This window comes from Agarivorans albus, from assembly GCF_019670105.1.
GTDB lineage: Bacteria > Pseudomonadota > Gammaproteobacteria > Enterobacterales > Celerinatantimonadaceae > Agarivorans > Agarivorans albus.
In genome coordinates, this window is the sequence record NZ_AP023032.1 from 4,264,349 (window position 1) to 4,291,202 (window position 26,854).

Sequence of the window (26,854 nt, forward strand, 5' to 3'; positions counted from 1 at the left end):
ATAGCGCTACCAATAAACCAAGCAGCTTACCTTAGCCACTTTTAGTTTTCGGGCTAGGGTGGCTGTTACGAAAATCAGCTTCCAAAAAATTAAACATTTTGACTAGGTAGGGATCAAAAGCTTTCCCGCTCAAGTCGTTAATAATCTCCTTCGACTTCTCAAAGGAAAAAGCCGGTTTATAGGGCCGCTCCGACATTAAGGCATCAAAACAATCCACTAAACTAACGATTCTTGCCTCAATCGGAATCTCTTCACCGGCAATATTTTGCGGGTAGCCTTGCCCATCCCAGCGCTCATGGTGACCACGTACAATGTTTTCAGCTACTGGGCTTAACTCAAATTCTCTTAATAGTTGATAGCCATTGTCCACGTGTTGCTTCATCACTTCCCACTCTTGCGCATCAAGCTTGCCCGGTTTGCCAAGAATCGCGTCGGGAGTAGAGATTTTGCCAATGTCATGCAAAGAGGCAAATTGATGAATATCCTCAACCAGCTGCTTATCTAAACCAACATGCTCCGCCATAAGCCGAGAATAATCGGCCACCCGTTGCACATGGCTACCGGTTACCGCGTCGTCATTCTCATGCAAGCGCTCTAACATTTCGGTTACCCCTTCTAGCACCTTATGCATTTTGGCTTTTTGCAGGCGTTCTTCTATCCGGTTTTGCAAATGTTGGTAGGAATAGCATCCAACCAAGCACACCAAGCTCGCCACAAGCAAAGCGACCCACCATTGGTAGCTCCTTGTTAACACGCCAAAATTAGAGATAGGCTGGGTTAAATGTGGTAAATAATTATGTTGGTAAGCCACAATAAGTTGTGCGCCCATCATTACCGGCTGAACGGGGCTATCTAGGTTTATTTCTGCGGCTAAACTATCGTCGAAATAAACCCGCTGGTGGGCCAAGCGCTGAACTTGAGATTCAATGAAAAGATCGTCACAACTCAACTCTGCACAATATAAACTCGCCGAATTTGGGTGGGCCAAAAACTGTTGCCGCTCATCTACAATGTAAAACCTTAGCTGCTCGGGTAACAAGCTAGCTAACTGTCTAAGCTCTTGTTTCACATCGTAATTAAACATCAAACTACCTAGATATTGGCCGCTATCTAAATGCCTTATCTTTTGCGCAATGCGCATCACCGGTCGATAAGGCCGCTCAATCACCCCATAATCAACGTTTAAATCCACCGGAGACAAGTAGCTATTGCCAATAGCAGTGCTACTTAATTGCTTAAAATAGTAGCGCTGAGATTTGTCCTGCAGCTCTATATTGCTTAAACGCACTGGCACACCTGCGCGATTCACCAGCTTGAATACCTCTTGCCCTTCGGGATTAAACAAACGCGTTTGCACCACGGTTGGTTTACTTTGCATTAGCTTACTAAGCAACTCCGCGACAACCTCATAGTTGCCACTATCTAACGCTTTGAGCACCATCGAAAGTTCGGCAAAGTATTCTAGCTCTTGGCGGTGTTGCGTTTCGGTATGCTTAATTAAGGCAGCAACGGCGGCAGCGCGCTTAGCGACACTGCTGGAAAGCTGATTCACCGCAGCGTTATGTTGGCTCAGCAAGCTCATGCTGGTTAAGCCCATAACGACCCCAATAAATAAGGCACTGGCAATAAGATAAAGACTTAAGCGAGACATAATATTCCCTCCTACAACTCTTTAAACTATGGTTAATTTTTATACAAACCACCAGCAATTGATAAATTTATATTTAATTTTTCAGTTTTTTTACAAATACAATTAATTGCCGCTGCAGTAAGCTAAGTTTTTTGGCGCTAAAAGGATCCCGCTATGCAACAGCAAAGCCTACTAAAATGGCATTGTTTTGAGGTAACTCGCGAGCAACAACGTCTGCCTAATCAACAGCAAAAAACCATCACCACACTTCGCCACCCTGGTGCAGTGGTAGTGCTAGCGATTAATGATGCGGGCAATATTATTATGGAGCGCCAGTATCGCACTGCCATTCAAGACTGGTTGGTGGAACTCCCTGCTGGCACCATAGAGGCCGATGAACAAAACGAGGATGGAATACTAGCCTGTGCTAAACGCGAGCTACAGGAAGAAGTTAATCTCGTCGCCGAGCAATGGCACAGCCTAGGTAAACTATATCCGGCGCCGGGCTTTTGTGACGAGATACAGTATTTGTTTTTAGCCAAGCAGCTTTCGCATCAAGCAGGTCAATGCGACGAAGATGAGTTTATTGAAGTATTTGAAATGAGCAGTGCAGAGTTTGAAAAAGGCATCGTTAATGGAACCATCAACGATGCCAAAACCATTGCTTGTTATAGCCGCGCTAAGCTTGCGGGTTTACTCGACTAAACGCTGGTAAGCAGTTTACTGGCTTTGTTAATTGGAAATAACTTGTCATACGCCAGGTTATAAAAGTATGCAAAAAACAAGTAATAGATGATCATGGCTGCGTCCATAATCAGCGCATCTAGCAAACTAACATTTAGCCACCAAGCCATTACTGGAATAGTGATAACTAACAAACCTAACTCAAAACCAAAGGCATGAAATATGCGCTGCTTTTGGCTTTTATCGCTATGCCCTTGGCGTTTAAATAAAAAATTATCAAACCAGCGATTGTAAAAATAGTTCCACGCTGTAGCGATAACGGAAAAAAACAAACCCATCGCGCCAGAATGCATTGGGTCTACCCCAAATAGCACAGCCAGCAAAGGCATAGCTCCCAATAGGCCAACTAACTCAAAACCTACGGCATGGCGAATTCTATCGGATGTTTGTCTCATGCTTTTCTCCAGTTCGATTCAATAAGGCTATTTTATCGGTATACGATTCCCTATACTGGAACAGAATGCATCGTATTTTCCGCAAACAGGGAAAAGTTATGGACAACTCTGATTTAGACAGCATCGCCACTGGCAGTTTTGAATTTAAAGATATAAACGAGCGCGAGTATCGCTTTATGCAAATCGACCGCATCGAGTCATTACTAGCCTATTGCAAACTTAACCGTAACCAACTAGCCAAGCTAAGCGGCATTTCAAAAAGCGCCCTTTACAACAAGCTAGATAAAGACGGCAACGCTAACTTTAGCCAGATTGAATTGTTTAAAATTGCCAAAGCGTTAGATCTGAGTGTGGTGTACTTATTGCCGCTATCTCAACATGAGCGTGATTTAGTGAAAGGGCCACCAATTCCAGCCAGCAGCCTGCGCTTTGTTGACGATATGCTGGGTGCGCGGCGCGACGATATAGAGTTTTTACACGGCGTGCATAAGCTGTTTAAGGAATACATTCAACAACGTAAAAACTAGCCAATTGTGAAATATTTAAGAATTGGAGCGCTAAGTATCAGATTTACTCACCAACAGCCAAGCGCTCTACCAAGCCCGAGCGCCGCTGGGTTTTATTCCGACATGCAGCACTGATGCTCTCAGCATCGGCATATAAGCTAAAGGTACTTTTTGCGCGGGTGATTGCGGTATACAACAACTCTCGATTTACCAACGCTTGGGTAGCTGGCGGCAGCAACATACACACCTGTTTAAATTCGCTACCTTGGCTTTTATGTACCGTCATGGCGTAAACACTTTGGTGAGCAGGCAAGCGACTAGGCAATAGCCAGCGCAAACCATTGGCGGATTCAAAAGCCACCATTAGCTGGCCACTTTCATCTTGCGCACAAATACCAATATCGCCGTTGTATAGTTGCTGCTCGTGGTCGTTCTGCTCAATCATCACTGGCCTACCGGCATACCACACGCTATCGGCATGTTTTGGCAGCGTAATAAAACCTTGCTGGTTCAGCCGCTTCTCAATGCGTTGATTAAGCCCTGTCACACCCAAATCACCATTACGAAGTGCAACTAAAAGCTGAAACTGATGAAACTTGGCAAATACCTGTTCCATCGGCAAAGCTTGGCGCAACGCTTCTAAATAGGGCTGATAAGCCTTAGCACTTTGCTCTAGCAAATCTTTATAACTGTCTTGATTGAGCGTTTGATAGGGTAAGTCTTCGCGACGTGATTCCAGCAACGCCATGGTTTGTTTAACTTGGCCTTGGTTTACCGCAGCTGCCAACAAACCGATACCAGAATGAGCATCAAAGCGATAGCTTTTACGCAATAAACACAGCTTATCCGCTATAGGTAAAGGCTGCTTAGCTTGCCAAGCACTTAAGTTAAAACCGCTACTGGCTTGCAAATTATCTAGCAAAGTTTGGCTGTAACCCTGCTCAATAAAGGCACATAAATCCCCCAGTACTGCCCCCGCCTCTACCGAGGCCAGTTGGTCCTTATCACCCAACAATATAATTCGCGCCTGTTTTGGCATGGCCGCTAGTAGCTTCACCATTAGTGGCATATCAATCATCGACGCTTCATCCACCACCAATAAGTCTAAAGCTAAAGGATTGTCGGCATGATGACGAAACTCCGCCCGCCCAGGTATAACACCTAATAGGCGGTGAATAGTTGAAGCTTGTTCAGGGATAGTCGCGATAGTTTGCTCGCTCGCATTAAGCTGCTGTTTTGCGCCGATAATAGATTCACTCAAGCGCGCGGCAGCTTTACCGGTTGGTGCAACCAACTGAATGTTTAACGCCGCTTTTCCTGCACTCAGTTGTAAATCTTGTAATAAGGCGAGCAAGCGCGTCACGGTGGTGGTTTTGCCAGTGCCCGGCCCGCCACTAATCACTAGCCGAGGCTGATAACAAGCTTGCAAGGCTGCCAGCTTCTGCCAATTTATCTTGCTAGCATTAGCAATTTTAGCGACTAAGCTTTGCAGTTCTGATACTTGTGCAATGCCAGCGAGTTTGCTTAAGAACTCTGCATTATTAAGCAAGTTCGCGTCATTTACATCCAAATATTGCTGGGCATATAAAGCCATCTGTTGCGCAGAATAAGCGGCTTTAGCCTGTAATAGCATTTGCCAATTAGGGCTAAACAATTGCTCCACTTGCTGTTGTATTTGAGCTAAGGGGTAATCACGGGTAAGTGAGTGTTCACCAAAGTAATCGGCAATTTGCTGCTCATAGTTCCAATATCGATACAAATATAAGCGCCCATACTGCATTACCAATGGCTTAGCATCTCTGGATAACTCAGCTTGCATTACTGCCGCTGAAGACCCAAGCTGCACTTGCCAAAATTCAGGCTCAAGCGCGCCTGCAAGTGGGCAAGCGCCCAATTGTTCACAACGCTTGGCTAGGCTAGGCATATCGATACAAACATGGCCGGCTTGTAATTCATTACTTACCAGCGCGGCTGCCACCATCAAAACATCTGCCTGTTCGCTGCTTGCAAACGACTTAGCAAAGTGAAAATCTAAGGCGCTGATTTGTCCCTGCTGTTTTAACTGTTGGAGCCAACCAGTAATGTTTAGAAGGCTAGTATCATTGGCGAGTAAACTAGTCATCATTCGCCTCCACATGATTTAGCTGCACTAATGTTTGATTAAGATCTTGCCCGGCAAATAGCTGATCAAGGTACTCAATAAATTGCGGATCTGGTCGGCTAAAATACACGCCATTACGCTGCTCACTTTGACCGACTTGGCTAGCTAACTCGCCGGCCATTCCACGCAAAAATAAGTAATAAACCCCGCCAAAGTGCTGCTCATAGTCGTAGTCAGGTATTCGTTGCCCCAACCAACGGTGTAAAGCCAAACTGTACAGCTGATATTGGAAATCGTAGCGATGCTCAACCATAGCATCCATCATTGCCTGTTGTTGGTACTCACTTACTTCTGCACCTAGGTAATTCGACTTGTAGTCCAATACGTAATAACGACCATCATGTTGATACACTAAATCGATAAAGCCCTTTAACATGCCTTGCACACTGGCAAAATCCAAAGGTTTAGCTTGGCGACTTAATGGGTCGAAATATTGAATTAGCTGATTAACTTGATTGGCTTGTAGGTCTGTAATTGGCAAGAAAAACTCCATTTCGACCAAGCGTTGTGCTGGGCTTAGTTGGCTTAAACTGTAAGCAGCAGTGCTCCCTGCATCATCCAAAGGCGTAGCACACACTTGTTGGAACATATCAGCCAGTGGTGCTAACCATAACAACTCGCCTTGGGCGTCCAACTGATTATAACTAGAGGCTTGCAGTAAGGGCGCAATAGCCAGTTGAATACTCGCTAAATCGGCTTGAAAATCTACTTCTTCAAACAATAAGTGCAAAAAAGTACCCGCCTCTGCGCCACGAGGAAAATCAAAAATAGTCAGCGTTTGCGGCTGTTCAACTTGGCTTGGCTCAGCACTTAAACCTTCAGCTTCATCTAGCCATGCCATATCACTACTTGCATCAAAGCCAGCGCCATGACCTTGCTGGCGACTAAGCGCAGAATAACTGGTTAGCCACCAGTTTCGATTAAGCTGGGTAGTAAATTGCTTAGCAGCAAAAGTTTGCTGCTCTTGGTTTAGTGGGCTATATGGCGCTAGTGTTTGCTCACTCACCGTTTGCCAACTCATGCAGGGAAGCTGAGCCAAATTGTCCAAAATAGCGCTAAGTGCGCCAGCAGGTTGTGGCTGATTTTGTTGCAACAAGTAGCCTAGGGCGCTTTGATGCACGTCGGTATCACCTTTTTTCGCGTTACCTTTTTTCAAATCTGCCACACCTAAATAACAGCAATACACCGCTCGAGTCACCGCTACATAAAGCAAGCGCAAATCTTCGGCCAAACGCTCTTGGCTGGCAGCCTCCATAGCTTGCTCACTGCCATTTAAATCGAGAATAAAGCGCTCGCCTTCGTGATAAAGCGCTTCGCTCGCTTCGCGATAACCCAAAATAAACGGCAACATCACAATCGGATATTCCAAGCCCTTACTTTTGTGAATAGTGACAATTTGCACCAAGTTCGCATCACTTTCTAAGCGCAGTTGTTGGTCGTCGGCATTGCCATCGGGCTCGAGTAGTTGTTCGGCAAACCAGCGCATTAACGCAGCTTCACCATCTAACTCGGCGCTCTGGTTTTGCAGTAGCTCAGCTAAATGCATCAAGTTGGTAAGTAAGCGCTCACCATAATTATCGTTTTGGCTGATCCAGCGTTCGCTAATGCCACGTTGGCTCATCCAAGAATAAAACATTGCTAGTACGCCTTGTTTATACCAAAGCTGTTGGTACTCGCTGTACTCTTGGGAATAGCGTTGCCAGCTACGCTCGTCGGTATTTAGCTGGTCCAACTCGCTTAAACCTAAACCTAAGATTTTACAGGCTAAAGCTGCGCGCAGTTTTCGGTCATTATGCGGTTCTTGGCAGGCTAATAACTGCAAATAAAATTGATAGGCTTCGGGGCTTTCAAACACACTATCGCGGTTAGATAAGCTGACACTGGCAATGTTTTGTTTAGCCAATGCTGCGGCCACTTTTTCGCCTTCACGGCGAGTGCGCACTAACACCGCGATATCGCCCGCTTGCACTGTTTTACCGCTATCGCCCAGAGTTGCACGCCCTTGTTGTCCGGCTTCTAACAAAGCTTGTATTTGCTGTGCACACTGTAAGGCTTGGCCAACAAGATAATCTTCGCCGCGCACAAATTCTGCGTTTTGCTGATACAAAAACTGCATGGCTGCCTGTGGCTCGCCGTTTATAACTAAACCACTCAGCTCTGCTTTAGCCGCATTCACTGGGATGAACTCAATGGCATCGTCAAAAATAAATGGCCGCGAATGGCACTCAAACAACTTATTGCATGCGGTCACCATCGCGCCAGTGGAACGCCAATTGGTTGGCAGATTGTAACGCGCGGTAACCTTGTTGCGCGCTTGCATATAAGTGAAAATGTCGGCGCCACGAAAGCCATAAATCGCCTGCTTAGGATCACCAATTAGCATTAATGCGGTATCGGGCCTATCAATATACAGCTGAGAAAAAATCTGATATTGCTGAGGGTCGGTATCTTGGAACTCATCAATCATCGCAACCGGGTAAAGCTCGGCGATTTGCTTGGCTAGAGCCTCTCCCTGAGGGGTATTTAGCGCCTTGGCCAAACCCGCCAATAAATCATCAAAACTTAACAACTGCTGTTGTTGCTTGAGTTCACTAAAACGCTGACGTATTTGAGGCAACAACTGGGCTAACAGCAAATTTTTGATGTTTTGTTCTTCTGCAAACAAGGTTTCTATCGCGTTAAACGCCGGGTGTTGTGGAGGCGTGCCTTTAGCTTTTACGCCATTGGCTAAATTCTCTGGCGTGAACTTAGCCAAAGCCTCCCGCAATGGTTTGCTTAAAAAGTCACTATCGGTCGCGGCGTCTGCAAATTGGTTAATTAAGCCCAACCATTTTTCAACCGAAGCTTTACGAAACTTATTGCCATTTAATGGCGCAGTTGCAATAAGTTCGGCAATTTCTGCCACAGCCGGTTTCCAGAGCTGTTTAAAGATATCAATGCGATTAATTTGTTGCGCAAAAAAGCGTTCTAAATCTTGCTCTTGAGGCACACCTTGTAGCTCAAAATGGCTTTGATTTAGCAAGCCGCCCAGCTCTTGATGTAAGTCATAAGGGCTGGCCCAGCATTGCACTATTCGCCCCACTAAAGGCACCGATAAGGGATAAAAGCGCTGACGCCAACAGTCTTGCACCGCTTGCAAACGAAGATGAATTTCATTGGTAAGAAACTCCATCTCAAAGGGCAAGCCCGATTCGAAAGCATGTTGCTTCAACATGCGTTGGCAAAAACCATGAATGGTAAACACCGCCGCCTGGTCCATGTTCTGCTCGGCCAGCAACAAACGTTGCGCCGCCTGCGGGTGGTCGTTAACCTCATCTAGCAGCTGACTAATAATGAAGTCATCGCTTTGGCCTCGCAAAAAAGCAATCCGTGCTTGATGAATTTTCTCGCGAATTCGCCCTCGCAGCTCCTGCGTAGCCGCTTCGGTAAAGGTAACCACCAATATCTGCTCAATAGTGAGCGCTACGCGCTCTCCAGCTTGGCTAAAAGCTTGCTCTGGTTGACGATAATGCCCCAGCAACAAACGCAGCACCAAAGCACCAATGGTGTAGGTTTTACCCGTACCGGCACTGGCTTCAATAAGCCTAGAGCCATTTAAGGGAAAGGTGAAAACATCTAAGTTATTATTGGTCGTGCTGCTCTGCTGAGTAGCTTGGTTTAGATTAGGCACCAGCAAACTCCTCTAGATGAGCTAACAAAGGGCCAAGCAATGCTTGAGCACTGGCTTCGAACTGCGGCCAAATGGCTTCTAAATCATTTAGCTGAGCTTGAATATACGGATCTGCGCCTTCTGCCTGAGCAAACGGCCCTCCGTTAAACTGATTGCGTGCCGCGCGCCTTGCTTTATCTAGATTGGCCTCGCTGTATTCAATACTGCCGGTTTTCTTGTCTTTACATTGGCTTATCCACTGCCAAGCGCTTTCGATAGGTAGCAATATCGGCTGGTGTAAACCTTGTTGTAAGTGGCTTAGCCAAAGCGCTAAATACTCTTTTGCTTGTTCGGCACTTAATGGCGAAAGCTGCCAAGCCCCTTTACGACCAAGCACATAAGAGCTAAGCGCTTGCTCTGGCAAACTGGCGTGAAACACTAAGTGCCACAGCCAAGCAGCAAGCAAATCTTTACCCCGAATACTGCCCGGTCGATAACTCACTAAACCTTGCCCATATTGGTGCTTTAACCAAGCCGACAAACGACACTGCTGCAAACCATCCTCAAGCGAATACTCTAGATCTAGCGCTAATTGCTGGCGCTTAACTAGCCCTCCCGCGAGCAAGGGATATAGGGCATCAGCCAAGGGTTCAAGATCTTGCCATTGCTGCTCAAACGATACCTCTCCAAAACCACCATGTGGCAAGCTACCAGCAGCATGCAATAGCGCAAACTGCTGCTTTTTATCTGCGTTGTTTAGTTGCTGTTCGAGTAAATATTGCTTCATAGAGAAACCCGCTAACCCTTCTACTAAAAAGGGTTCGGTTTCTTCTAATTGCTCACTTAAGCGCGGAAAACTCACTTTTAAGCGCCGCTGATAAAAATAAGCGATGGGCGAGCGACTAAAGGCAAGCAACTCGTCCATTTCAATATCTGCTATGTAACCTTCATTGATCAGCGCTTCTTCTATCGGCTCGGGCGCTTTGCTTTGTTGCTGGGCTGCTACAGCCGGCAGCCAACGCTGCGCATAACTAAACTTATCGCTTTGGCTTTGGCTTTGATAATACTCACTCGAGAAGGGTTGCAAGGGATGCTCACAACTAAGGTGCGTTAATAAACGCTTGGCTGATTGATCCACATTTAGTTGTTCATCACCTTGTAGCACGCAGCTTTGGCCAATGTAATCACATAGCTCAGCCACCAACACCGACGGCGTTTGTTCACTGTTATCTTTGGCACTATGGGCAATATAAGAGACATATAAAGTATCTTGGGCGGCCAGCAATGCTTCTAAGAACAAATAGCGGTCGTCATCTCGGCGGCTACGGTCGCCACGTTTGGCGGGGTTTTGTGCCATTAAGTCAAAGCCCATGCTAGGCACCGAGCGCGGATACTCACTGTCATTCATGCCCAATAAACACACCACCTTAAATGGTATGGCGCGCATTGGCAGTAAGGTACAAAAGTTAATTTGCCCCGCCAAAAAGCGTTGACTACCACGCTGGGCATTTAGCTGATTGCGACAATAATCCAAAATAAGTTCAGGGCTGATAAGCTCCATAAAACCGCTACTGCTACATTGCTCTACGAGGGTTTCAAATAGCTTATGCAGGCGTAATTGCTCGGTTTCGTCATCACTATCAAAGCTGTAAATATTGCTGAGAAGATCTTGCAAACGCAGTCGCCATTGCTCGGCGTTAACCGCACTCAACAACTGTTGCTCTAGCAACATTAGTTGGTCTATAAAGTCGGCTAACTTGCCCACTGCTAAGGCAATTTTCCCTTGCACCTCATCATAGGCTAGCACCCCTTGATGTAAACCCGCATCACTGGGCATCGCATAACCCAACAGCATCCTCTTAAGGCCAAATAGCCAAGAGTGAGTTTCATCTTCTGGGGCCTGCCAGCGGCTGCGGTCACTGCCATCTAGCCCCCAACGCACCCCTGCTTCTCTCACCCATTGGCGCAGCGACTTAAGTTCGTCTTCTGCCAATTCAAAACGACGCATAATCGCCGGTACTTCCAATAACGCTAAGAGCTCTGCTGCAGACTTACGTTTTTGTGGTAGCGCCAACAGCTCCAAAAAGCTTAACAAAACTGGATTTTCTTGAGTGGCACTGCGATCTGAAATAGCAAAAGGCAAGCGCGTTTCAGCTCTGGTGCTGCCAAACACTGCCTGAATCATTGGCCCATAACGATTTACATCGGGCACCATTACAATAATATCGCGGGGGTTTAGTTCTGGGTTTTGCTCAAACATCGCCAGGAGTTGATCGTGCAATATTTCTAGCTCTCGGCGAGGGCTATGGCAAAGATGCAATTGCACACTGCAATCATCAGGCTCAATCTGGCGCTTGTGCAAACTGTTGTCAAACTTCTGATAATCAATGGGGTCTTGCAGCTTTAAGATATCGTCTTGAACCATTGCCAATAAACTTGGAGCCTGCTGCTCATTTACATTACTGGCAAAAATGTCGGTTTCTTGCTTATTTAGCGGGTGCAATAATTCAATGTAATCACGACCTAGCTTGCCCATAGACGCCAATAAGGGATTTCCTACTTGGCTGATATCGGGTTGTTGTTTTAGCAGGGTGCTAACGTCTCGAACATCGCCCCAGTATTGCTCTGAAGGATTGGTAAGGAATAGATGAATTTCACAATGTAATGCTAAGGCGTCTAAGGCTTCAACATAGGCTGGCGGCAAGGCTGATATACCAAAAATAAACACCTGCTCGGGCAAACCTTCAGGCGCGGCACTGGCCACTCGCAACTGTTCAACAAAGTCGATATATAAGTTGCCCCGGTGATAAGGGGAATCCATAGAGCTTACCGTGTCGTCAACCAAGTCACGCCACAATATCGGTTGCCAAGGCTGGCTTTCGCTCACCTCGTTTAAGTCATCACCCGCTTCCCATGCACTGGTCCATTCGCTGCGATACACCAAGTATTGGTCGTAAATATCTGCAATTTTTTGTGCCAGTTGCCAAAGCTTACGACTGTCAATGTCCTCACTTTCTTGCTCACCCAACAGATAGTGCTTCAAGGCGTTAAATGCTGGCTCTTGCAAACGTTGTGGCAACAAGCGCATTAATCGCCAACTCATGGCTTCTTTATTAAAGGGACTTTGCTCGGGAACATCTTGCAGAACTAAGTGAAACATTTGCCAAATAAAGCTAGCAGGCAGCGGAAACGCCACATTTGCCACAATGCCTTGTTGTTCGGCTAGCTGCAATTTTAACCACTGCGCCATGCCAGGGCTTTGTACCAAGATCTGCTGTTGAGTAAATGGGTTTTCTGGCGCTTGCAAGGCCATCACCTTACTCAATAAAATTTGTAAGGTATCTAAATGATTACTTTGGTAAAGATATAACAAGAAGGCTGTTCCCTTGAACGAAGCAGCCTTTATTGTGCCAGAAAAAAACGCTTAAAAAAGTGTTGCTTAAACGATTTTCACTGGATGGCAGCAGTTAGCTGAACAGCTAGCTACTTAGAGAAGATAATGCGACGCAGCGCTGAATAGTCGAAACTGGTGTAACCGCCGTAACCGTTGCGGGCAACAAACATATTGTCGGCTTCATCACCGCTAGGAAGTTTAAATTTAGCACCGCTATGAGTAACCGCTACGTACTCATTTGAAACATAATAATATTTGTTATCAGCTTGAATAAACGCCAACTCACTCAGTGGCATAAACAGCGGTTTTCCTTTGCTATCTAAGGCAACAATGCGTTGTTGTAAACTGCCATCGGAGTTTTGGATCTGTAAATCTTGCATTTGCATCCATTGCGATTCGCTACCCGACTGTAGCCAAATTCTAACATCCTGCGCATTTGCAGTACCAAACAATAGAGAAATGCCAATCACCATCCATTTCATCATAGTATTTCCTTCCTTCTTTTGAAGCGCGATAAGCTCTTTGCATACGGCTTATTCACGTGCACTTTAAGTAGCAGCTTCACCCTTGTAAACGCCTGTTTGACATTTTTTCGGTGAAAGTCATGTTTCTGACCTCACTGCCTTTATTTTTATGTTTTTTTTATTGCTCTAATCAAGCGCTAAGCGGCGCCCTTCCTAGTGAGCGCTATCTATAACTCTGTGTTTATATCCTATATTATACTTGAAAAACATAAGCTTATGAAAACGTTATCTTCAAGTTATTCTAATAAAGTGTCAATAATTTGAACACTAACAGCTATACAATTATTGAGCCATTTTGTTGTAGCTAATTGTTTACGCTAAGACAAAATGCCAGCGAAGCCCCGCGAACACTGAGATAATTCGTAATCAGGTGAGTGATTTATTAATCAATAGAGGAAGAGGAAACTCGACAAAATATAAACACTAGGCAGACAAACGCTTAAGTAAGCGATCCATTGCCCGATAGCTTAGTGCTTCCACAATGTCATTGCGTTGAATATCTTTTTGCTGCTTTAGATCGGCAATGGTTCTAGCCAAGCGCCAAACACGATGAAATGCGCGAGCAGATAAACCTAATTGGCTAATACTGCTTTCTAAAAATTCACTATTTTCAAGGCTTAAACTGGCATGCTGGTGAAGCTCTTTACCAGAGAGTTGGCTATTTAACTTACCGCTGCGCTCCAACTGCAGCTTGCGCGCGTTAATCACCCGCTGTTTTATCTGGGCACTAGACTCCCCCTGAGCATGCTGAGTTAAGCTGCCTTTGGGTAATTCAGCTACCTCAACACTTAAATCAAAGCGGTCTAAAAATGGCCCCGATAGCTTACCAAGATATTTTAAAATTTGGTCGGGATTACTGCGTAGCTGCTGACCTTGATAGTAGCCACAAGGTGAAGGGTTCATCGCCGCCACTAACTGGAAACGTGAAGGAAAGCGCACCTGCAAAGCAGCACGAGAAATATGCACCTCTCCCGACTCAAGCGGCTGGCGCAAAGCATCTAAAGTACTACGAGCAAACTCTGGAAGTTCGTCCAAAAAAAGCACACCATGATGGGCTAAGGTTATTTCGCCGGGCTTAGGGTTTGAACCACCGCCCACCAGCGCGACCATTGAGGCACTATGATGCGGGCTACGAAAAGGCGGAATGTACCATTGCTCTAGCTCTCGTTGCTGAGCGCTTACCGAGTTAATTGCCGCCACCTCTATGGCTTGTTGCTCGGTTAAGCTGGGTAATATGCCCGGTAAACGACTCGCCAACATAGTTTTTCCGGTACCTGGAGGGCCCATCATTAACAGATTATGCGCGCCGGCGGCAGCTAGTTCTAAAGCACGTTTTGCTAGATGTTGACCTTGCACTTCGCTCATATCTAAGAGGCTTTCGTTAAACTGCGGCTCAATAACTTGAGAGTCCTTCAAGTTGAAAGCACTTTGGCCATTAAGACCTGCACTTAACTGCTGCAAGCTGACGCTGCCATGTACTTTTGCCTCTGGCACTCTTACCGCTGCGTCGGCATCTTGCTCACTAGTCACCAAGGTTAAACCCTGCTGGCTTATTGATAAGGCGGTGGCAATTGCTCCGTTTACTGGACGAATTGCTCCCGATAAAGCCAGCTCACCGCAAAACGCCATGTCATTCAAACACGCTAGAGGAACATCACCAGCAGCAGCTAAAATACCAATAGCAATTGGCAGATCAAAGCGACCTCCACTTTTAGGAACATCTGCAGGAGCTAGATTTACGGTAATGCGTTTTGCAGGAAAGGAAAAGCCACTATTGAGAATGGCGCTACGAACTCTATCTTTAGCTTCTTTAACCGAGGTTTCTGGTAAACCTACAATGCTAAAAGCGGGCAAACCATTGGCTAAATGCACTTCTACAGTCACATTTAAGGCTTCCATGCCCACTAAGGTACACGTTTTAACTATCGCTAAACCCATTTGCTCTCCAGCGCTTAATAACAACTTACATACTAGTAGGCTTTTGCCAAAGTTGTTATTAAGTGACTGAAAATAGGTTTATTACTGTACGCTAAAGCACTGCTGCTGTTGCTGATGAAGCGCCGCTAATACCGCTTTGCGCTCGATTAAACCAATCAGTTTGCCGTTTTCTAGTACTGGATAACTTTTTGGTTTGTTATCCGTCATGGTTTTTGCCAAGTCGAGAACATTCTCATCTGGGCCAACACTAAGTACTTCACTGCGCATGATGTCTTTAACCAAAGCACTTTGGTCGCAATAGTAACCGGCTTGTAGCATTTGAGTTACGCAGTCTAGCTCCGATAACCAACCAATCAATGCGCCTTTAGCGTCAACCACTGGGGCACCAAGCTGGTGTGAATTAGTCAGCAATTCGCTGGCCTCGTTAATGCTTTGCTCTTCGGTAAAACTCAAGAATTGAGCACGCATGTAGTGTCTAACATTAAGCTGTTGCATAAGACCTCCTTCAAGGGCCTTTAAGATTACAGCTCAAATGTAATACAAGCCAAGACAGATAAGAAATGGCTTATAACTATTAGATTGATAGGTAGGGATTTGGGCGCAAAAAAAGCAGCGAATAACGCTGCTTTCAAACCCACTATATTTGCGCTTAACTGGCTTCGAGCTGGGCCAATACTTCATCGATGGTAGTAACAATAAAGTCTGCTTCTTGTTTGCTCAAAGTTAGCACCGGACACAAGCACAAGGTATTGTTTAAGCTAGCAAATGAGCGGTTAGTTCTACCAATAATTAGGCCCTTAGCCATACACATTCCCGCTACCTTAACCGCGACACTTTCATCCACTGGCGTTTTGGCGTCTTGGTCACTAACCAGCTCTATACCTAACAACAAACCTTTGCCTCGTACATCACCAATGATAGGGTGCTTGGCTTGCAAACCTATTAGCCCTTCTAGCAAATAATCGCCCATCATCTTGCTGTTATGCACCAGTTCTTCTTGCTCAAGAATGCGTAAGTTCTCTAATGCCGCAGCTGGCCCCGCAGTACAGCCGGCAAAGGTGCTAATGTCTCTAAAATAGGCTTCACGGTCACTGCTATCAGCCATAAATTCATTAAATACTTCTTCGGTTGTTACCGTGCAAGAAATGGCGGCGTAACTAGAGGCAACACCTTTGGCTAGCGTGACAATGTCGGGCTTAATGCCATAGTGTTGGTAACCAAACCATTCGCCGGTTCTGCCTAGGCCACAAACCACTTCGTCGATGTGCAGCAGTACGTCATATTTCTTACAAATCTCCATGATGGTAGGCCAGTAACCTTCGGGTGGTGTAATCACTCCGCCGCCTGCGGTAATGGGCTCTAAGATCACCGCTCCTACTGTATCTGGCCCTTCTTGCAGAATGACCTTTTCTAACTCTTTAGCCGCTCTCACCCCATAATCACTAACATCGCCAAATTGGCTACGATATTCACAACAATGTGGAAACTCTACAAAGCCCGGCGCAAAGGGGCCGTATTGCTTACGGCGCTCCTCTTGGCCCGTTGCACTTAAAGCAGCGATGGTAGAACCATGATAGTCCCGCTCGCGGTACAAAATTTTGTGTTTCTTTCCGCCATATTTTAGATGAGCGATTTGGCGAACAATTTTAAAGGCTTTTTCATTTGCTTCAGAACCAGAGCTTGCATAATAAACGCGGCTCATACCGGGCATTTTGGCGAGTAGCTTTTCGGCAAATTCAGCTGCTGGAACGGTACCCGCAGTACTGGCAAAAAAGTTAAGCTCTGTAAGTTGTTTGCTCACCGCCTCTGCGATGGAGCTGCGCCCGTAACCAACGTTAACACACCATACTCCGCCCGATGAGGCATCTAAGTAACTGTTACCCTTGGCGTCCCACACTCGTGAGCCTTCGCCTTTTACCATAACCATTGGGTCTTGGCTTTTTAACACACTGTGTTGATTAAGATGATGCCAAACATGCTTACGATCTTGCTCAATTACCGCCGTATTTTCTATCGACATGCCTCTACTCCCTTAAGCTAATTCAATATTGCAAAGCATGCTTACGACATTAACTCAGGGTAAAACGGGTGCTTAGGACCAGCAATTCAAATCCATGGAGCCAGATAAACTAGAGGGCAAAACTCAGTGCAAAGTGGCGCTATATATACTGCTAATTGGCCCTATAGCCTTAATGTAACAGCCTGCCATATTAGCCATTTACTCGGGTTTAAGAGATAACTAAATGCTTGATAACATGGCCGTAATGGTACCCATAGTGATGTTGGCGGCCTTGGTAAGAGGCTTTAGTGGTTTTGGTTTTGCTGCCATTGCGGTGATTGGCATGAACCTGTTTTTTACGCCGCAGCAAAGTGTGCCAGTTATCTTAAGCTTGGATTTACTGTGTAGCGTAAACCTATGGAAACAAGCCCGCCAACAAGCCAACTACCCAATACTCAAAAAGTTAATTGCGGGCTCCTTAATAGGTATTCCCTTAGGTCTAGGACTACTCCTTTTGTTGCCAGCAGAATTGCTCAAGCTAGCGATATGCTTGTTCATATTGCTGTTTTCTTTATTCCTCGCCTGCAATATGCGCCTACCTCACATGGATAAACCTTTAGCCCCAGGGCTATTTGGCTTTCTCTCAGGAGCTGGCACAGCGAGTGCTTCGGTAGGTGGCCCAATGGTAGTCGCTTACATGCTTTCTAGCCCGCTCAACCCGCAGCAACAACGTGCCACCATGATCTTATTTTTTATCGTGAGTGAATTGCTATCGGTGGGCGGATTGCTAGCAACTGGAATTTTTAGCTGGCAGTCTTTGAGCCATATAGCCATTCTACTTATTCCCACTATGTTAGCGGTGCGCTTAGGCCAATACTTGTTTAATCGTTGGCCGCCACGTTCATTTAAGCACATAGCCTTACCCGTGATGATTACTGCGGCGTTGCTGGGAATCAACGCTTCATTAGATAGGGTTTATTAATTGAATGAATTGTAAACTCCATTACCTCTTCCGCAGCTATAACCCGAACCATCTTAAAAAGTAAAGCTACCAATTTCCTATCAGAAGCTATATTTCACTCTCCAATGTCCATCCGCGAAAATGCCGGTTAATATAAACATCGCTATTTATTGGAGCTTATATTGTGGGAAATGAAAACGAAGATCCTGATAGTTGGTTTGATCTAAGCCAAGCGAAGAGCTTGGATAGCTTTCACAAAGTGTTTGTTAATGGCTGGGACTACCTATTGGTATCTCCACAATTTCTTATAGATGAAGATAACTGCTTTCAAGGCATAGAGGTATTAAGCACATTAGATAAGAGTAATGCAGAAGATGAGCTCCACTTTCACTTAACTATGTTTGCAGACTTTGAAGAACCTAATTGGACAGAGCAATATTCAGCCAAAAGCTTGATGCTTTCTGATAAGGAGCAATGGCAATTGGCTTACGCTGGTATGTTTTTTTACCCTACTCAAAAAGATTGGTGTGCGATATACATTGACGTTGAGTGTCAAGATGTAGTGGTACTAGGAGCGAAGAAACAGCTAATTAAAAGAATCCAAGAGACATTTCCCCCAAGCAGTATCTTAAAAATTGAGTATATAAAGCAGCTTTTTAACAGACGCTATGAAAAACAAGAATCTTGAAGATTGTCTAATATATACCGACTAAAAAAGCCCGACATTAGCCGGGCAAACAACATGCAAAGGTAGAACTTGTTGCGCTTAGTTGCATCCTTTCCAAGGTACCAATTTGCTTTCTAAGAACCGCATAAACAAATCAAAGCAATAAGCGATTATGCCTATCACCACGATGCCGGCAATAACCACATCGGTAACCAAAAATTCAGACGCATTTAGCACCATAAATCCTATGCCTCGCTCCGCGGCCACCATTTCTGCGGCTACCAGGGTTGTCCAGCCAAAGCCAATAGCAATGCGCATACCGGTTAATACGTCGGGCAACGCACCTTTGGTAATTACTTGAGAGACCACCTGCCAGCGACTTGCTCCCATTGAATAAGCTACTTGAATTTGCTCAATCCGCACCGAGCTCACTCCCGCACGGGCACTCAATACAATTGGCGCCAGCATGGCTAGAAAGATTAAAGTCACTTTGCTTTCTTCATCAATACCCAGCCAAATAATCACTAATGGCAGGTAGGCTAAAGGAGGCAGCGGGCGATAAAATTCGATTATAGGGTCAAATATGCCACGCATCACTCTGCTACAGCCAATAGCGATACCAAGCGGGATACCAATTACACAGGCCAAAACAAACGCACCAAAAATGCGGCCTAAACTTGCACCAAGGTGTTCAAACAAGGTTGCACCAGCAAAGCCATCAATAAAAATGTCCCAAAGGCGAGCTAGCACATCAAAAGGCGATGGTAAGAACATCGGTTTAATCATGCCAGCTTCGGTTACCAGTGCCCATAAACCCAAGAAAAATATGGTAGAGCACAGTGCAATTAGTTTGCTATCTCCAGCACCAGGCGTACCAAAATATTCACCACTTTGAACGGCTTTTTGCGCGGTTAGTTGTTTGGTGGTACTAACAACTTTTTTAGCAAAAGGAGTCAGCTCTTTTTTATGTGCTGTCGCGCTAACAGCCTTCTCATCGGGGCTAATGGGCGGAGTTAGAGATGAGGCACTCATGGTATTGGTCGTCATAATTGGTCCTTAGGCTGCCGCCGCTTCGTCGCCATGAATAATTGCTAACACTTGCTCGCGCATGGCAATAAAGGCTTCACTCGATTTCACTTTTCTAGCGTCTCGGCAGTCTAAAAACTGCTGGTTAAAATCAATCTTAAATTCATGCGTTATCCGCCCTGGTCGCGGCGACATCACAATAAGGCGAGTAGCTAACAACAAGGCTTCATCCACACTGTGGGTGATAAAAAACATCATTTTGTTGGTTTCGCGCCATACATCCAGCAAGAGTTCTTGCAGGGATTCACGAGTAAGCGCATCCAAGGCACCTAAGGGTTCATCAAGTAACAGCATTTCAGGGTTGTTAGTAAGCGCTCGGGCAATACCAACCCGCTGCTGCATACCACCAGATAATTGGTACACCTTGTGTTGGTGAAAATCTTCAAGGCCCACCAGTTTTAAGTAACTGGCCGCGCGCTCTCGGCGCTCTTGTTTGTCTACACCTTGCAGCTTTAAGCCAAACTCGGTGTTTTCGATTACGTTTAACCACGGCAGTAGCGCATGTTTTTGGAACACCACGCCGCGATCGGCACCAGGGCCAACAATTTCATCGCCAATATCTAAACCACAAGCTACTCTGGGATAACCCTCAATAGGGCTAGAGCCTAAAGTGAGATACCCTTTGGTGGGCGCGATAAACCCGGCAATCAAGTTTAATAATGTGGTTTTTCCGCATCCTGAAGCACCTAAGGCAACCACAAAATCGCCTTGTTCAATGTTCAAGTTCACCTCAGATAAGGCGGTGACTGGGTCACCACCTTGAGCTGCAGGATAGACTACCGATACGTCATGAATTTCGAGAGTATTCATTGTTAAGTCTCCTGGTTTAGGCTGTTAGCCAGTTACATTTCTGCGGCTGCCGCTGCATAAGCAGGGTTAACAAACTTGCTGTAATCTGGCATTAAGTCGTTGATCTTCTTCTGCTCTTTTAAGAACTCTGAAGTGGATTTAAGTGATTGGCTGGCTCCGCCTTCTGCGCCACAACCTAACCAGCTGCAAGATAGTTGCGTAGTTACATCGGGGAACTCATAAAGGTCGAGCACCTCAGCTACGGTGTTTACGTCGCCGCCACTCACTTTAGCAATAGACTGGGCAATTGGGTTGCTAGCATCAAAGCTTGCTTTGTTGCTGCGGTAGTCTTCGTCTAAATCAATCACTACTTTAAGCATTTTGCTCACAAAATCAGGGTTAGCAGCTGCAAATTCTTTGTTCGCAACTAAGCCATCAAAAGTAGGTTTACCCCAAGCGCTTAGGGTGGCCGAAGTGATCAGCACCTTGCCACTTTGCTTAATTTTGCCCAGTGCAGGATCCCAAATAAACGCGCCGTCGATGTCTCCACGCTGCCATGCTGCGGCTATAGAATTAGGCTGCATGTTGATTAAGCGAACGTCTTTCTCGGTTAAGCCAAATTGCTCAAGTGCAAATAAGGCATGGAAGTGCGTAGTGGATACAAACGGTACCGCGATGCGCTTTCCTTTTAAGTCGGCTGGAGAACTGATCCCCGAGCCATCACGCACTACCAGTGCTTCTGCATCGGCGATATTTTCTAGAATCCATACCAATTCGATGTCTACGCCGCGGCTTACCGCACTGGCAATTGGGCTAGAGCCCGCCGAGGCTAAATCTAAAGCGCCAGAGGCCATCGCAGTCATCGCTTTAGCGCCAGAATCAAAGCGACGCCATTTGATAGTGTAGCCGGTCTCTTTTTCTACCAATTTCTCGTTAATGGCGTGCTTCCATGGATTGAACATTCCTTGGTATCCAATGGTGACCTCTTTTGCGGTAACCGCCGTGCTAATCATTAGTCCCGCCAAAGCTGCTATCGCAGTTTTCATCTTCAATTGTTTCATCGTTAACTCCTTGTTGAACCCGACACTTAGCGTGTTGTTTTAAGTTACTGCGTGCGAAAAACGAGCTATAGGGCCAATTTTTTTGAATTGCTGGTCCAGCGCAAAGCAACAAATAAAAAGCCATGTTGGCTAATAAATTGCTATTTCCAAACATGGGGAATGGAAGATATGCAAAATCTTCACCTACTTTTTGTAAGGATATGGGCATGAATGACTGCATGATGAATATTGAGTTACAAGCAGGTAGAGGCTTACAACAACAGATTAGAGAAAAGTTAGTAGAGCTGATTCAGCACGACTACTTTGGTACAAGGGCCCTGCCCTCCAGCCGCAAAATGGCGCAACTGCTTAAAGTGTCGCGTAACACAGTGGTATTGGTTTACGAAAGCATGGTGGACGATGGTTACTTAATTGCCAGAGAACGCAGCGGTTTTTTTGTAAACCCTGAATTGGACCAAGAACCAACTCTCAAATTGGTGCAAACTCGCCCTCATCTGGACCAAAACCAGCCAAATTGGCCCCATCGCTTACGCAGCGCCCCGGCATCATTTAGCACCTTAAACAAAGATAAAGATTGGATAAATTATGCTTATCCTTTCATTTATGGCCAAATTGAGCCAAGCCATTTCCCCATTTATCAATGGCGAGAATGTTCTCGCATCGCCCAAAACCGCAATAGTGTGCATCATTGGATCGAAGATTATGTTGATGTAGATGATCCAGAATTGGTCACGCAAATTCGCCAGCAGATTTTGTCTAAACGCGGCATTACAGCCAGTAACGACGAAGTGCTAATTACCATGGGTACCCAAAATTCTTTGTACCTACTGGCTTCTTTGCTCGCAGGACAGGGAGTAAAAGTAGGGGTAGAAAACCCCGGCTATGCAGACTTAAGGCACATATTCACCCAATGTGGTTCTAAACCAGAGCCATTAGAGCTTGATGAGCAAGGTCTAATACTTGGCCAGCAACTTAGCGACTGTGACTATGTGTGCGTGACGCCAAGCCACCAATACCCAACTACCGTAACCATGCCTATTGAGAGACGTAAACAATTGCTCGAACAAGCCGCTACGGACGACTTTGTATTGATAGAAGACGACTATGAAAGCGAAGTTAATTTTCATGAGCAGCCATTGCCCGCACTAAAAAGTATTGACCAACATGGCCGTGTAATTTACATCGGAAGCCTGTCCAAATCGCTATCACCAGGTTTACGCATTGGGTATTTGGTAGCAAACAAGCAGCTAATTGCCGAGCTACGCGCACTGCGTCGACTTATTTACCGCCACCCTCCAGCCAACAACCAACGCACCGCAGCGCTGTTTATTGCTCAAGGTTATTACGATAGTCATGTTCGTAGAATGCGCCATGTGTATGAACAAAAATGGCTACTCATGCAACAAGGTTTACAGCGCCACCTTCATCAATGCGTGATTAACGCAACGCCAGGTAGTTTTTGTTTTTGGATAGAACTGCCTAAGCATGTATGCAGTAGTGAACTGGTGACGCAAGCGGCTAAACAAGGAATATTAGTAGAATCGGGGGATACTTTGTTTGCCGAACAACAAGCTCCCAAAAACTACATCCGCTTGGGGTTCTCGGCGATTGCAGAAGAAAAGATAAATGCCGGACTCGCCCTATTAGGTAACTTAGTTAGCCAACTCTCACAGCATAGTCCTAGCGAAGCCTTACACGCCTAAACCAATAATACTGAGCAACAAAGCGCTCTAGTGCCGATATTCTTCAGCGCTAGGGCCGCTGCGTACGCTTAGCTAAAACCCCAAACTTAATCTGGTCCCTTCGGTTCATATTTCTGGCACTACTCGCCCACAACCTCCCTTGGTTAATCTAATTTCATTCCGCTGTTAGAGGCAATGACTCTAACCAGCCGTCAATAAATTTAGTTGGTTTAACAAGGAGTTATTTATGAGCAATTGCGTATTCATTACTGGCGCTACATCGGGGTTTGGCCTTGCCAGTGCTAAGTTGTTTGCTCAGCACGGTTACAAACTCATTTTAACCGGTAGGCGCATAGAGCGTTTAGCCCAACTGGCTGATGAGCTAGGCCAACAATGCCAAGTGCATTATGCCAGCCTTGATGTGCGCGATAGCCAACAAGTAGCCCAGTTAGTAGCAGCATTGCCAGAAGACTTTAAACAAGTAACAGCGCTAATTAACAATGCCGGATTAGCCCTAGGCACCGACCCTTGTGATAAGGCCAGCCTTGCTGATTGGCACACCATGATTGATACCAATGTCACCGGGCTGGTTAATGTTACCCATGCCTTATTGCCCATTCTTACTCAGCAAACGGTTGCTTCGGTAGTGAACTTGGCCTCGATTGCCTCTAATTGGCCTTACCCCGGCAGTCATGTATATGGCGCCTCAAAGGCCTTTGTCGCCCAGTTCTCTAGAAATCTGCGCTGTGACTTAGTGGGTAGCGGCGTGCGGGTTACCAGCTTAGAGCCTGGTTTATCAGAGAGTGAATTTAGCTTGGTGCGCTTTGGCGGTGACCAAGAAAAATATCAGCAGCTTTACGGCAATAGCAATGCCCTGCAACCAGAAGACATTGCCAACATTATTTATTGGTTAGTAGAGCAACCTGCTCATATCAACATCAATAGCTTAGAAGTCATGCCCAGCTCGCAAGCTTGGAACAATTTCAATGTTGTTAAACAAGCTAACTAATTACTTTTTCAATTAAAACTTAAATCGCTAGGAGATTATTATGATTATTGGCGTACCTTCAGAAATCAAAAACCATGAATATCGCGTTGGCTTAGTGCCAGCCTCAGTTCAAGAGCTTACCGCCCGCGGCCATAAAGTTAACATTCAAGCTGGTGCCGGTTTAGGCATTAATATCGACGATGCCGCCTACCAAAAAGCTGGCGCAAACATTGTTGGCAGCGCACAAGACGTGTTTGCTGGCAGCGAGATGATCGTAAAAGTAAAAGAGCCTTTGGCTCAAGAACGCGCAATGCTAAAAGAAGACCAACTACTATTCACTTATTTACATCTCGCACCTGATGTCCCGCAAACAGATGATCTGATTGACAGCGGCGCAGTCTGTGTTGCCTATGAAACAGTCACCTCTAATACCGGGGCATTGCCGCTATTAGCGCCTATGTCTGAAGTTGCAGGCCGTATGGCAATTCAAGCTGGCGCTCATTGTTTAGAAAAATCTAACCTTGGACGTGGCATGCTGCTAGGTGGTGTAAGTGGTGTAGAGCCAGCAAAAGTAGTAATTATTGGCGGCGGCGTAGTAGGCCGAAATGCTGCCCAAATGGCGGTGGGCATGTACGCTGACGTAGCCGTGTTAGACAATAACATTGATACGCTACGCCAAATTGACGCTCAGTTTTCTGGCCGCGTTAAAACAGTATTCTCTAACCAATACAATCTAGAAAAATACGTTGCTGATGCCGACTTAGTGATTGGCGGCGTATTAATTCCAGGTGCTGCAGCTCCCAAGTTAGTCACTAGAGCAATGATCAGCGGTATGAAGCCTGGAAGTGCCATTGTTGACGTAGCCATTGACCAAGGCGGCTGTTTTGAAACATCGGTAGCAACCACTCACGCAGAACCCACCTTCATTGTTGATGACGTAGTACACTATTGTGTTGCCAACATGCCGGGCGCAGTCGCGCGAACCTCAACATTTGCCCTCAATAACGCCACCTTACCTTTTGTATTGCAGCTCGCAAATCAAGGTTACAAACAGGCATTATTAGCTAACCCACACTTGTTAAATGGCTTAAATGTAATTCATGGCAAACTCACCAACCAAAGTGTTGGCGAGAGCCAAGCAAAACAATACATCGAAGCACTAAGTGCAATTAAAGCCGCGTAAAGAAAGCGACTAGCTAACTCAGGTTAGCTAGTCTTGGTCCTCGGGAATATCTCTCACGTATTTAGCCGGTACGCCGGCTACAACTGTATTAGCCGCCACATCTTTGTTAACCAAGGCACCAGCGGCAATCACCACGTTATCACCAATGCTTACGCCAGGTAAAATATTCGCGCCCATACCAATCCACACGCGATCTCCAATGGTTACAGGTAAAGCTCGCTCTAAACCCTCGGTGCGCTGCTTAACGTTTAATGGGTGAGTCGCAGTAGAAATATTCACAGCAGGAGCCAGCATCACGTCATCACCGATGGTGACAGGCGCACCATCAAGAATCACGCAGTTATGGTTAGCGTAAAAATTCTTACCGGTGGTGATGTTATAGCCGTAGTCACAGAAAAAATCTGGCTCTATCCAAGGATCGAGACTGTTTGGTAACAGCTCGGCTAAAACCTCAGCGCGTAAGTCTTCTTCGGGGTGTAACAAATTGAGTTCGTAACATAGAGACTTAGCTTGGTTACGCTCTTCAACCAACTCTCCGTCAAAGGCCAAATACAACTCTCCAGCTAACATCTTTTCTTTTTCTGTCATGCTTACCTCTTCGAGAAACTGGCCGCCACTAGGACAAAACTGCAGCGAAATGTTTTATTTTCAGTAAGTTATTCTACAGGTTTAATCACTACTTTATCTCCGACTTGGATTGCATTTTTGGCAAACCAGCCTTGATTCATCTCCCAAGCGTACATCACTTGAAAGCGCGATTTAGTTAGTTTGTCATCATTCGCCTGCATCTGAGTGATTTCGCTAATAGAGCCATCTTTGCGGATAAAAGCGACATCTAAAGGAATCAAAGTATTTTTCATCCACATTTGAGCTTGTTTGCTGCGCTGAAAGTTAAACAACATACCGCAATCGTTACACAAGTTCAGACGATGCATTAAACCCAAAGCGCGTTGTTGGTCACTGTAGGCATATTCCACCGTGTAGTGCTGTTGATTTACCTCCACCGCTACCGCTGGAAATTCCTCACTTGGCGTTGCAGCCCCCACATTTTTTGTGACGAACAGTAAAACTAATAGGGCGTATTTATAAACGGATACATTCAAAGTTACAGGATTCCCAGATGACTAAAACGGCGCTCAGTAAAACCGTGTCAGATACACAACTCTCTAAGCAAGCCTTCACTTTACCTTGCTTAAACGCAAATCAACGAAAAAAAGTGCAATAATTTTAGCCAAATGAGCAATGAACAATCTGCTGCATATGCAAAATTTATCACCACTCAAAACAAATAAAACAGAACATAAAACCAACCAAAAAAGAAAAGACAGATTAAGAAACCTTAAATTGTTTATTAAACGTACCACAGGCAGAACAATTAGCAGCCAAAGTGGACTTGAATCACATTTTATCCTGTGATACTTGTTAGCCAATGCTTTAGGAAAGTTTTAAATATGTCTCTTTCAGTTGCTCTAATTATTAGCGTCGTCCTTGTGGTGA

General features: G+C 45.6%; 22 protein-coding genes. 7 read left to right on the top strand and 15 right to left on the bottom strand.

Going from position 1 to position 26,854, the window contains the following annotated elements; translation table 11 throughout:
* Positions 1 to 31 precede the first annotated feature (31 nt).
* On the bottom strand, positions 32 to 1,651 hold the full coding sequence (locus tag K5620_RS19330; RefSeq protein ID WP_016402292.1) for an HD domain-containing phosphohydrolase: 1,620 nt from the start codon (positions 1,649 to 1,651) through the stop codon (positions 32 to 34).
* A gap of 153 nt (positions 1,652 to 1,804) precedes the next feature.
* Between K5620_RS19330 and K5620_RS19335 the strand changes: the two genes are divergently transcribed.
* Entirely contained in the window at positions 1,805 to 2,335 is a 531-nt protein-coding gene (locus tag K5620_RS19335) for an NUDIX hydrolase (RefSeq protein WP_016402293.1), read from the top strand.
* On the opposite strand, the gene K5620_RS19340 is transcribed toward K5620_RS19335, so the two are convergent.
* Positions 2,332 to 2,769 (bottom strand): PACE efflux transporter, encoded by a 438-nt coding sequence (locus K5620_RS19340; RefSeq protein ID WP_016402294.1) that lies wholly within the window; start codon positions 2,767 to 2,769, stop codon positions 2,332 to 2,334. The two genes, K5620_RS19335 and K5620_RS19340, sit on opposite strands and share 4 nt — an antisense overlap.
* Positions 2,770 to 2,867: 98 nt before the next feature.
* On the opposite strand from K5620_RS19340, the gene K5620_RS19345 reads away from it, so the two are divergent.
* A complete protein-coding gene (locus tag K5620_RS19345; protein ID WP_016402295.1) occupies positions 2,868 to 3,296 on the top strand; it encodes a helix-turn-helix domain-containing protein in 429 nt (142 codons plus the stop codon).
* A 43-nt stretch (positions 3,297 to 3,339) separates the two neighbouring features.
* On the opposite strand, the gene recD is transcribed toward K5620_RS19345, so the two are convergent.
* The 7 genes from recD to K5620_RS19380 all read right to left on the bottom strand — a co-directional run bounded on the left by recD (position 3,340) and on the right by K5620_RS19380 (position 16,961).
* Complete coding sequence (recD, locus tag K5620_RS19350; protein ID WP_040307301.1) at positions 3,340 to 5,400, bottom strand: exodeoxyribonuclease V subunit alpha; 2,061 nt, start codon at positions 5,398 to 5,400, stop codon at positions 3,340 to 3,342.
* Positions 5,390 to 9,106, bottom strand: coding sequence for an exodeoxyribonuclease V subunit beta (recB, locus tag K5620_RS19355; RefSeq protein ID WP_016402297.1), 3,717 nt, complete (start codon positions 9,104 to 9,106; stop codon positions 5,390 to 5,392). The genes recD and recB overlap by 11 nt, the downstream gene beginning before the upstream one ends.
* Positions 9,099 to 12,458, bottom strand: coding sequence for an exodeoxyribonuclease V subunit gamma (gene recC, locus K5620_RS19360; RefSeq protein ID WP_016402298.1), 3,360 nt, complete (start codon positions 12,456 to 12,458; stop codon positions 9,099 to 9,101). The genes recB and recC overlap by 8 nt, the downstream gene beginning before the upstream one ends.
* Positions 12,459 to 12,568: 110 nt before the next feature.
* Positions 12,569 to 12,964: a hypothetical protein gene (locus tag K5620_RS19365; protein ID WP_016402299.1), complete on the bottom strand. Its 396-nt coding sequence runs from the start codon at positions 12,962 to 12,964 to the stop codon at positions 12,569 to 12,571.
* A gap of 462 nt (positions 12,965 to 13,426) precedes the next feature.
* Positions 13,427 to 14,941, bottom strand: coding sequence for a YifB family Mg chelatase-like AAA ATPase (locus tag K5620_RS19370; protein ID WP_016402300.1), 1,515 nt, complete (start codon positions 14,939 to 14,941; stop codon positions 13,427 to 13,429).
* A gap of 81 nt (positions 14,942 to 15,022) precedes the next feature.
* Positions 15,023 to 15,436: a CBS domain-containing protein gene (locus tag K5620_RS19375; protein WP_016402301.1), complete on the bottom strand. Its 414-nt coding sequence runs from the start codon at positions 15,434 to 15,436 to the stop codon at positions 15,023 to 15,025.
* 154 nt (positions 15,437 to 15,590) lie between these two features.
* On the bottom strand, positions 15,591 to 16,961 hold the full coding sequence (locus tag K5620_RS19380) for an aminotransferase family protein (protein WP_016402302.1): 1,371 nt from the start codon (positions 16,959 to 16,961) through the stop codon (positions 15,591 to 15,593).
* 223 nt (positions 16,962 to 17,184) lie between these two features.
* Here K5620_RS19380 and K5620_RS19385 point away from each other — a divergent pair, with 223 nt between their 5' ends.
* The gene (locus tag K5620_RS19385) at positions 17,185 to 17,922 is read left to right on the top strand and encodes a sulfite exporter TauE/SafE family protein (protein ID WP_221077421.1); all 738 of its coding nucleotides are present in this window, start codon (positions 17,185 to 17,187) and stop codon (positions 17,920 to 17,922) included.
* A 163-nt stretch (positions 17,923 to 18,085) separates the two neighbouring features.
* A complete protein-coding gene (locus tag K5620_RS19390) occupies positions 18,086 to 18,589 on the top strand; it encodes a hypothetical protein (protein WP_016402305.1) in 504 nt (167 codons plus the stop codon).
* Positions 18,590 to 18,667: 78 nt separating this feature from the next.
* Here the strand turns inward: K5620_RS19390 and K5620_RS19395 are convergent, their stop codons facing one another.
* The 4 genes from K5620_RS19395 to K5620_RS19410 are packed head-to-tail and all read right to left on the bottom strand — an operon-like array spanning position 18,668 to position 21,712.
* Positions 18,668 to 19,615: an ABC transporter permease subunit gene (locus tag K5620_RS19395; RefSeq protein ID WP_016402306.1), complete on the bottom strand. Its 948-nt coding sequence runs from the start codon at positions 19,613 to 19,615 to the stop codon at positions 18,668 to 18,670.
* A 9-nt stretch (positions 19,616 to 19,624) separates the two neighbouring features.
* Positions 19,625 to 20,464 (bottom strand): taurine ABC transporter ATP-binding protein, encoded by an 840-nt coding sequence (locus K5620_RS19400; protein WP_016402307.1) that lies wholly within the window; start codon positions 20,462 to 20,464, stop codon positions 19,625 to 19,627.
* A 32-nt stretch (positions 20,465 to 20,496) separates the two neighbouring features.
* Positions 20,497 to 21,504 (bottom strand): taurine ABC transporter substrate-binding protein, encoded by a 1,008-nt coding sequence (gene tauA / locus K5620_RS19405; protein ID WP_040307302.1) that lies wholly within the window; start codon positions 21,502 to 21,504, stop codon positions 20,497 to 20,499.
* Positions 21,449 to 21,712 carry a hypothetical protein gene (locus K5620_RS19410; RefSeq protein WP_016402309.1) on the bottom strand — a complete coding sequence of 88 codons (264 nt, stop codon included), beginning with the start codon at positions 21,710 to 21,712 and terminating at the stop codon, positions 21,449 to 21,451. Before K5620_RS19410 ends, tauA begins: the two co-directional genes overlap by 56 nt.
* Here K5620_RS19410 and pdxR point away from each other — a divergent pair.
* From pdxR to ald, 3 genes are all read left to right on the top strand, one after another.
* Positions 21,711 to 23,207 carry a MocR-like pyridoxine biosynthesis transcription factor PdxR gene (pdxR, locus tag K5620_RS19415; RefSeq protein ID WP_016402310.1) on the top strand — a complete coding sequence of 499 codons (1,497 nt, stop codon included), beginning with the start codon at positions 21,711 to 21,713 and terminating at the stop codon, positions 23,205 to 23,207. The two genes, K5620_RS19410 and pdxR, sit on opposite strands and share 2 nt — an antisense overlap.
* A gap of 226 nt (positions 23,208 to 23,433) precedes the next feature.
* Positions 23,434 to 24,195 carry an SDR family NAD(P)-dependent oxidoreductase gene (locus K5620_RS19420; protein ID WP_016402311.1) on the top strand — a complete coding sequence of 254 codons (762 nt, stop codon included), beginning with the start codon at positions 23,434 to 23,436 and terminating at the stop codon, positions 24,193 to 24,195.
* A gap of 40 nt (positions 24,196 to 24,235) precedes the next feature.
* Positions 24,236 to 25,357 (top strand): alanine dehydrogenase, encoded by a 1,122-nt coding sequence (gene ald / locus K5620_RS19425; protein WP_016402312.1) that lies wholly within the window; start codon positions 24,236 to 24,238, stop codon positions 25,355 to 25,357.
* Between the two features lie 27 nt (positions 25,358 to 25,384).
* Here ald and K5620_RS19430 read toward each other — a convergent pair whose 3' ends face one another.
* Both K5620_RS19430 and K5620_RS19435 read right to left on the bottom strand, forming a co-directional pair.
* The gene (locus K5620_RS19430; RefSeq protein WP_016402313.1) at positions 25,385 to 25,945 is read right to left on the bottom strand and encodes a sugar O-acetyltransferase; all 561 of its coding nucleotides are present in this window, start codon (positions 25,943 to 25,945) and stop codon (positions 25,385 to 25,387) included.
* Between the two features lie 68 nt (positions 25,946 to 26,013).
* Entirely contained in the window at positions 26,014 to 26,460 is a 447-nt protein-coding gene (locus tag K5620_RS19435; protein WP_051147624.1) for a DUF192 domain-containing protein, read from the bottom strand.
* Positions 26,461 to 26,854: the final 394 nt, after the last annotated feature.

Excerpts from the sequence above, each read along its gene's own strand:
- K5620_RS19330 (WP_016402292.1), bottom strand. The coding sequence starts at position 1,651 with ATGTCTCGCTTAAGTCTTTATCTTATTGCCAGTGCCTTATTTATTGGG.
- K5620_RS19335 (WP_016402293.1), top strand. The coding sequence starts at position 1,805 with ATGCAACAGCAAAGCCTACTAAAATGGCATTGTTTTGAGGTAACTCGC.
- K5620_RS19340 (WP_016402294.1), bottom strand. The coding sequence starts at position 2,769 with ATGAGACAAACATCCGATAGAATTCGCCATGCCGTAGGTTTTGAGTTA.
- K5620_RS19345 (WP_016402295.1), top strand. The coding sequence starts at position 2,868 with ATGGACAACTCTGATTTAGACAGCATCGCCACTGGCAGTTTTGAATTT.
- recD (WP_040307301.1), bottom strand. The coding sequence starts at position 5,400 with ATGATGACTAGTTTACTCGCCAATGATACTAGCCTTCTAAACATTACT.
- K5620_RS19365 (WP_016402299.1), bottom strand. The coding sequence starts at position 12,964 with ATGATGAAATGGATGGTGATTGGCATTTCTCTATTGTTTGGTACTGCA.
- K5620_RS19370 (WP_016402300.1), bottom strand. The coding sequence starts at position 14,941 with ATGGGTTTAGCGATAGTTAAAACGTGTACCTTAGTGGGCATGGAAGCC.
- K5620_RS19375 (WP_016402301.1), bottom strand. The coding sequence starts at position 15,436 with ATGCAACAGCTTAATGTTAGACACTACATGCGTGCTCAATTCTTGAGT.
- K5620_RS19380 (WP_016402302.1), bottom strand. The coding sequence starts at position 16,961 with ATGTCGATAGAAAATACGGCGGTAATTGAGCAAGATCGTAAGCATGTT.
- K5620_RS19385 (WP_221077421.1), top strand. The coding sequence starts at position 17,185 with ATGCTTGATAACATGGCCGTAATGGTACCCATAGTGATGTTGGCGGCC.
- K5620_RS19395 (WP_016402306.1), bottom strand. The coding sequence starts at position 19,615 with ATGACGACCAATACCATGAGTGCCTCATCTCTAACTCCGCCCATTAGC.
- K5620_RS19400 (WP_016402307.1), bottom strand. The coding sequence starts at position 20,464 with ATGAATACTCTCGAAATTCATGACGTATCGGTAGTCTATCCTGCAGCT.
- tauA (WP_040307302.1), bottom strand. The coding sequence starts at position 21,504 with ATGAAACAATTGAAGATGAAAACTGCGATAGCAGCTTTGGCGGGACTA.
- pdxR (WP_016402310.1), top strand. The coding sequence starts at position 21,711 with ATGAATGACTGCATGATGAATATTGAGTTACAAGCAGGTAGAGGCTTA.
- K5620_RS19410 (WP_016402309.1), bottom strand. The coding sequence starts at position 21,712 with ATGCCCATATCCTTACAAAAAGTAGGTGAAGATTTTGCATATCTTCCA.
- K5620_RS19420 (WP_016402311.1), top strand. The coding sequence starts at position 23,434 with ATGAGCAATTGCGTATTCATTACTGGCGCTACATCGGGGTTTGGCCTT.
- ald (WP_016402312.1), top strand. The coding sequence starts at position 24,236 with ATGATTATTGGCGTACCTTCAGAAATCAAAAACCATGAATATCGCGTT.
- K5620_RS19430 (WP_016402313.1), bottom strand. The coding sequence starts at position 25,945 with ATGACAGAAAAAGAAAAGATGTTAGCTGGAGAGTTGTATTTGGCCTTT.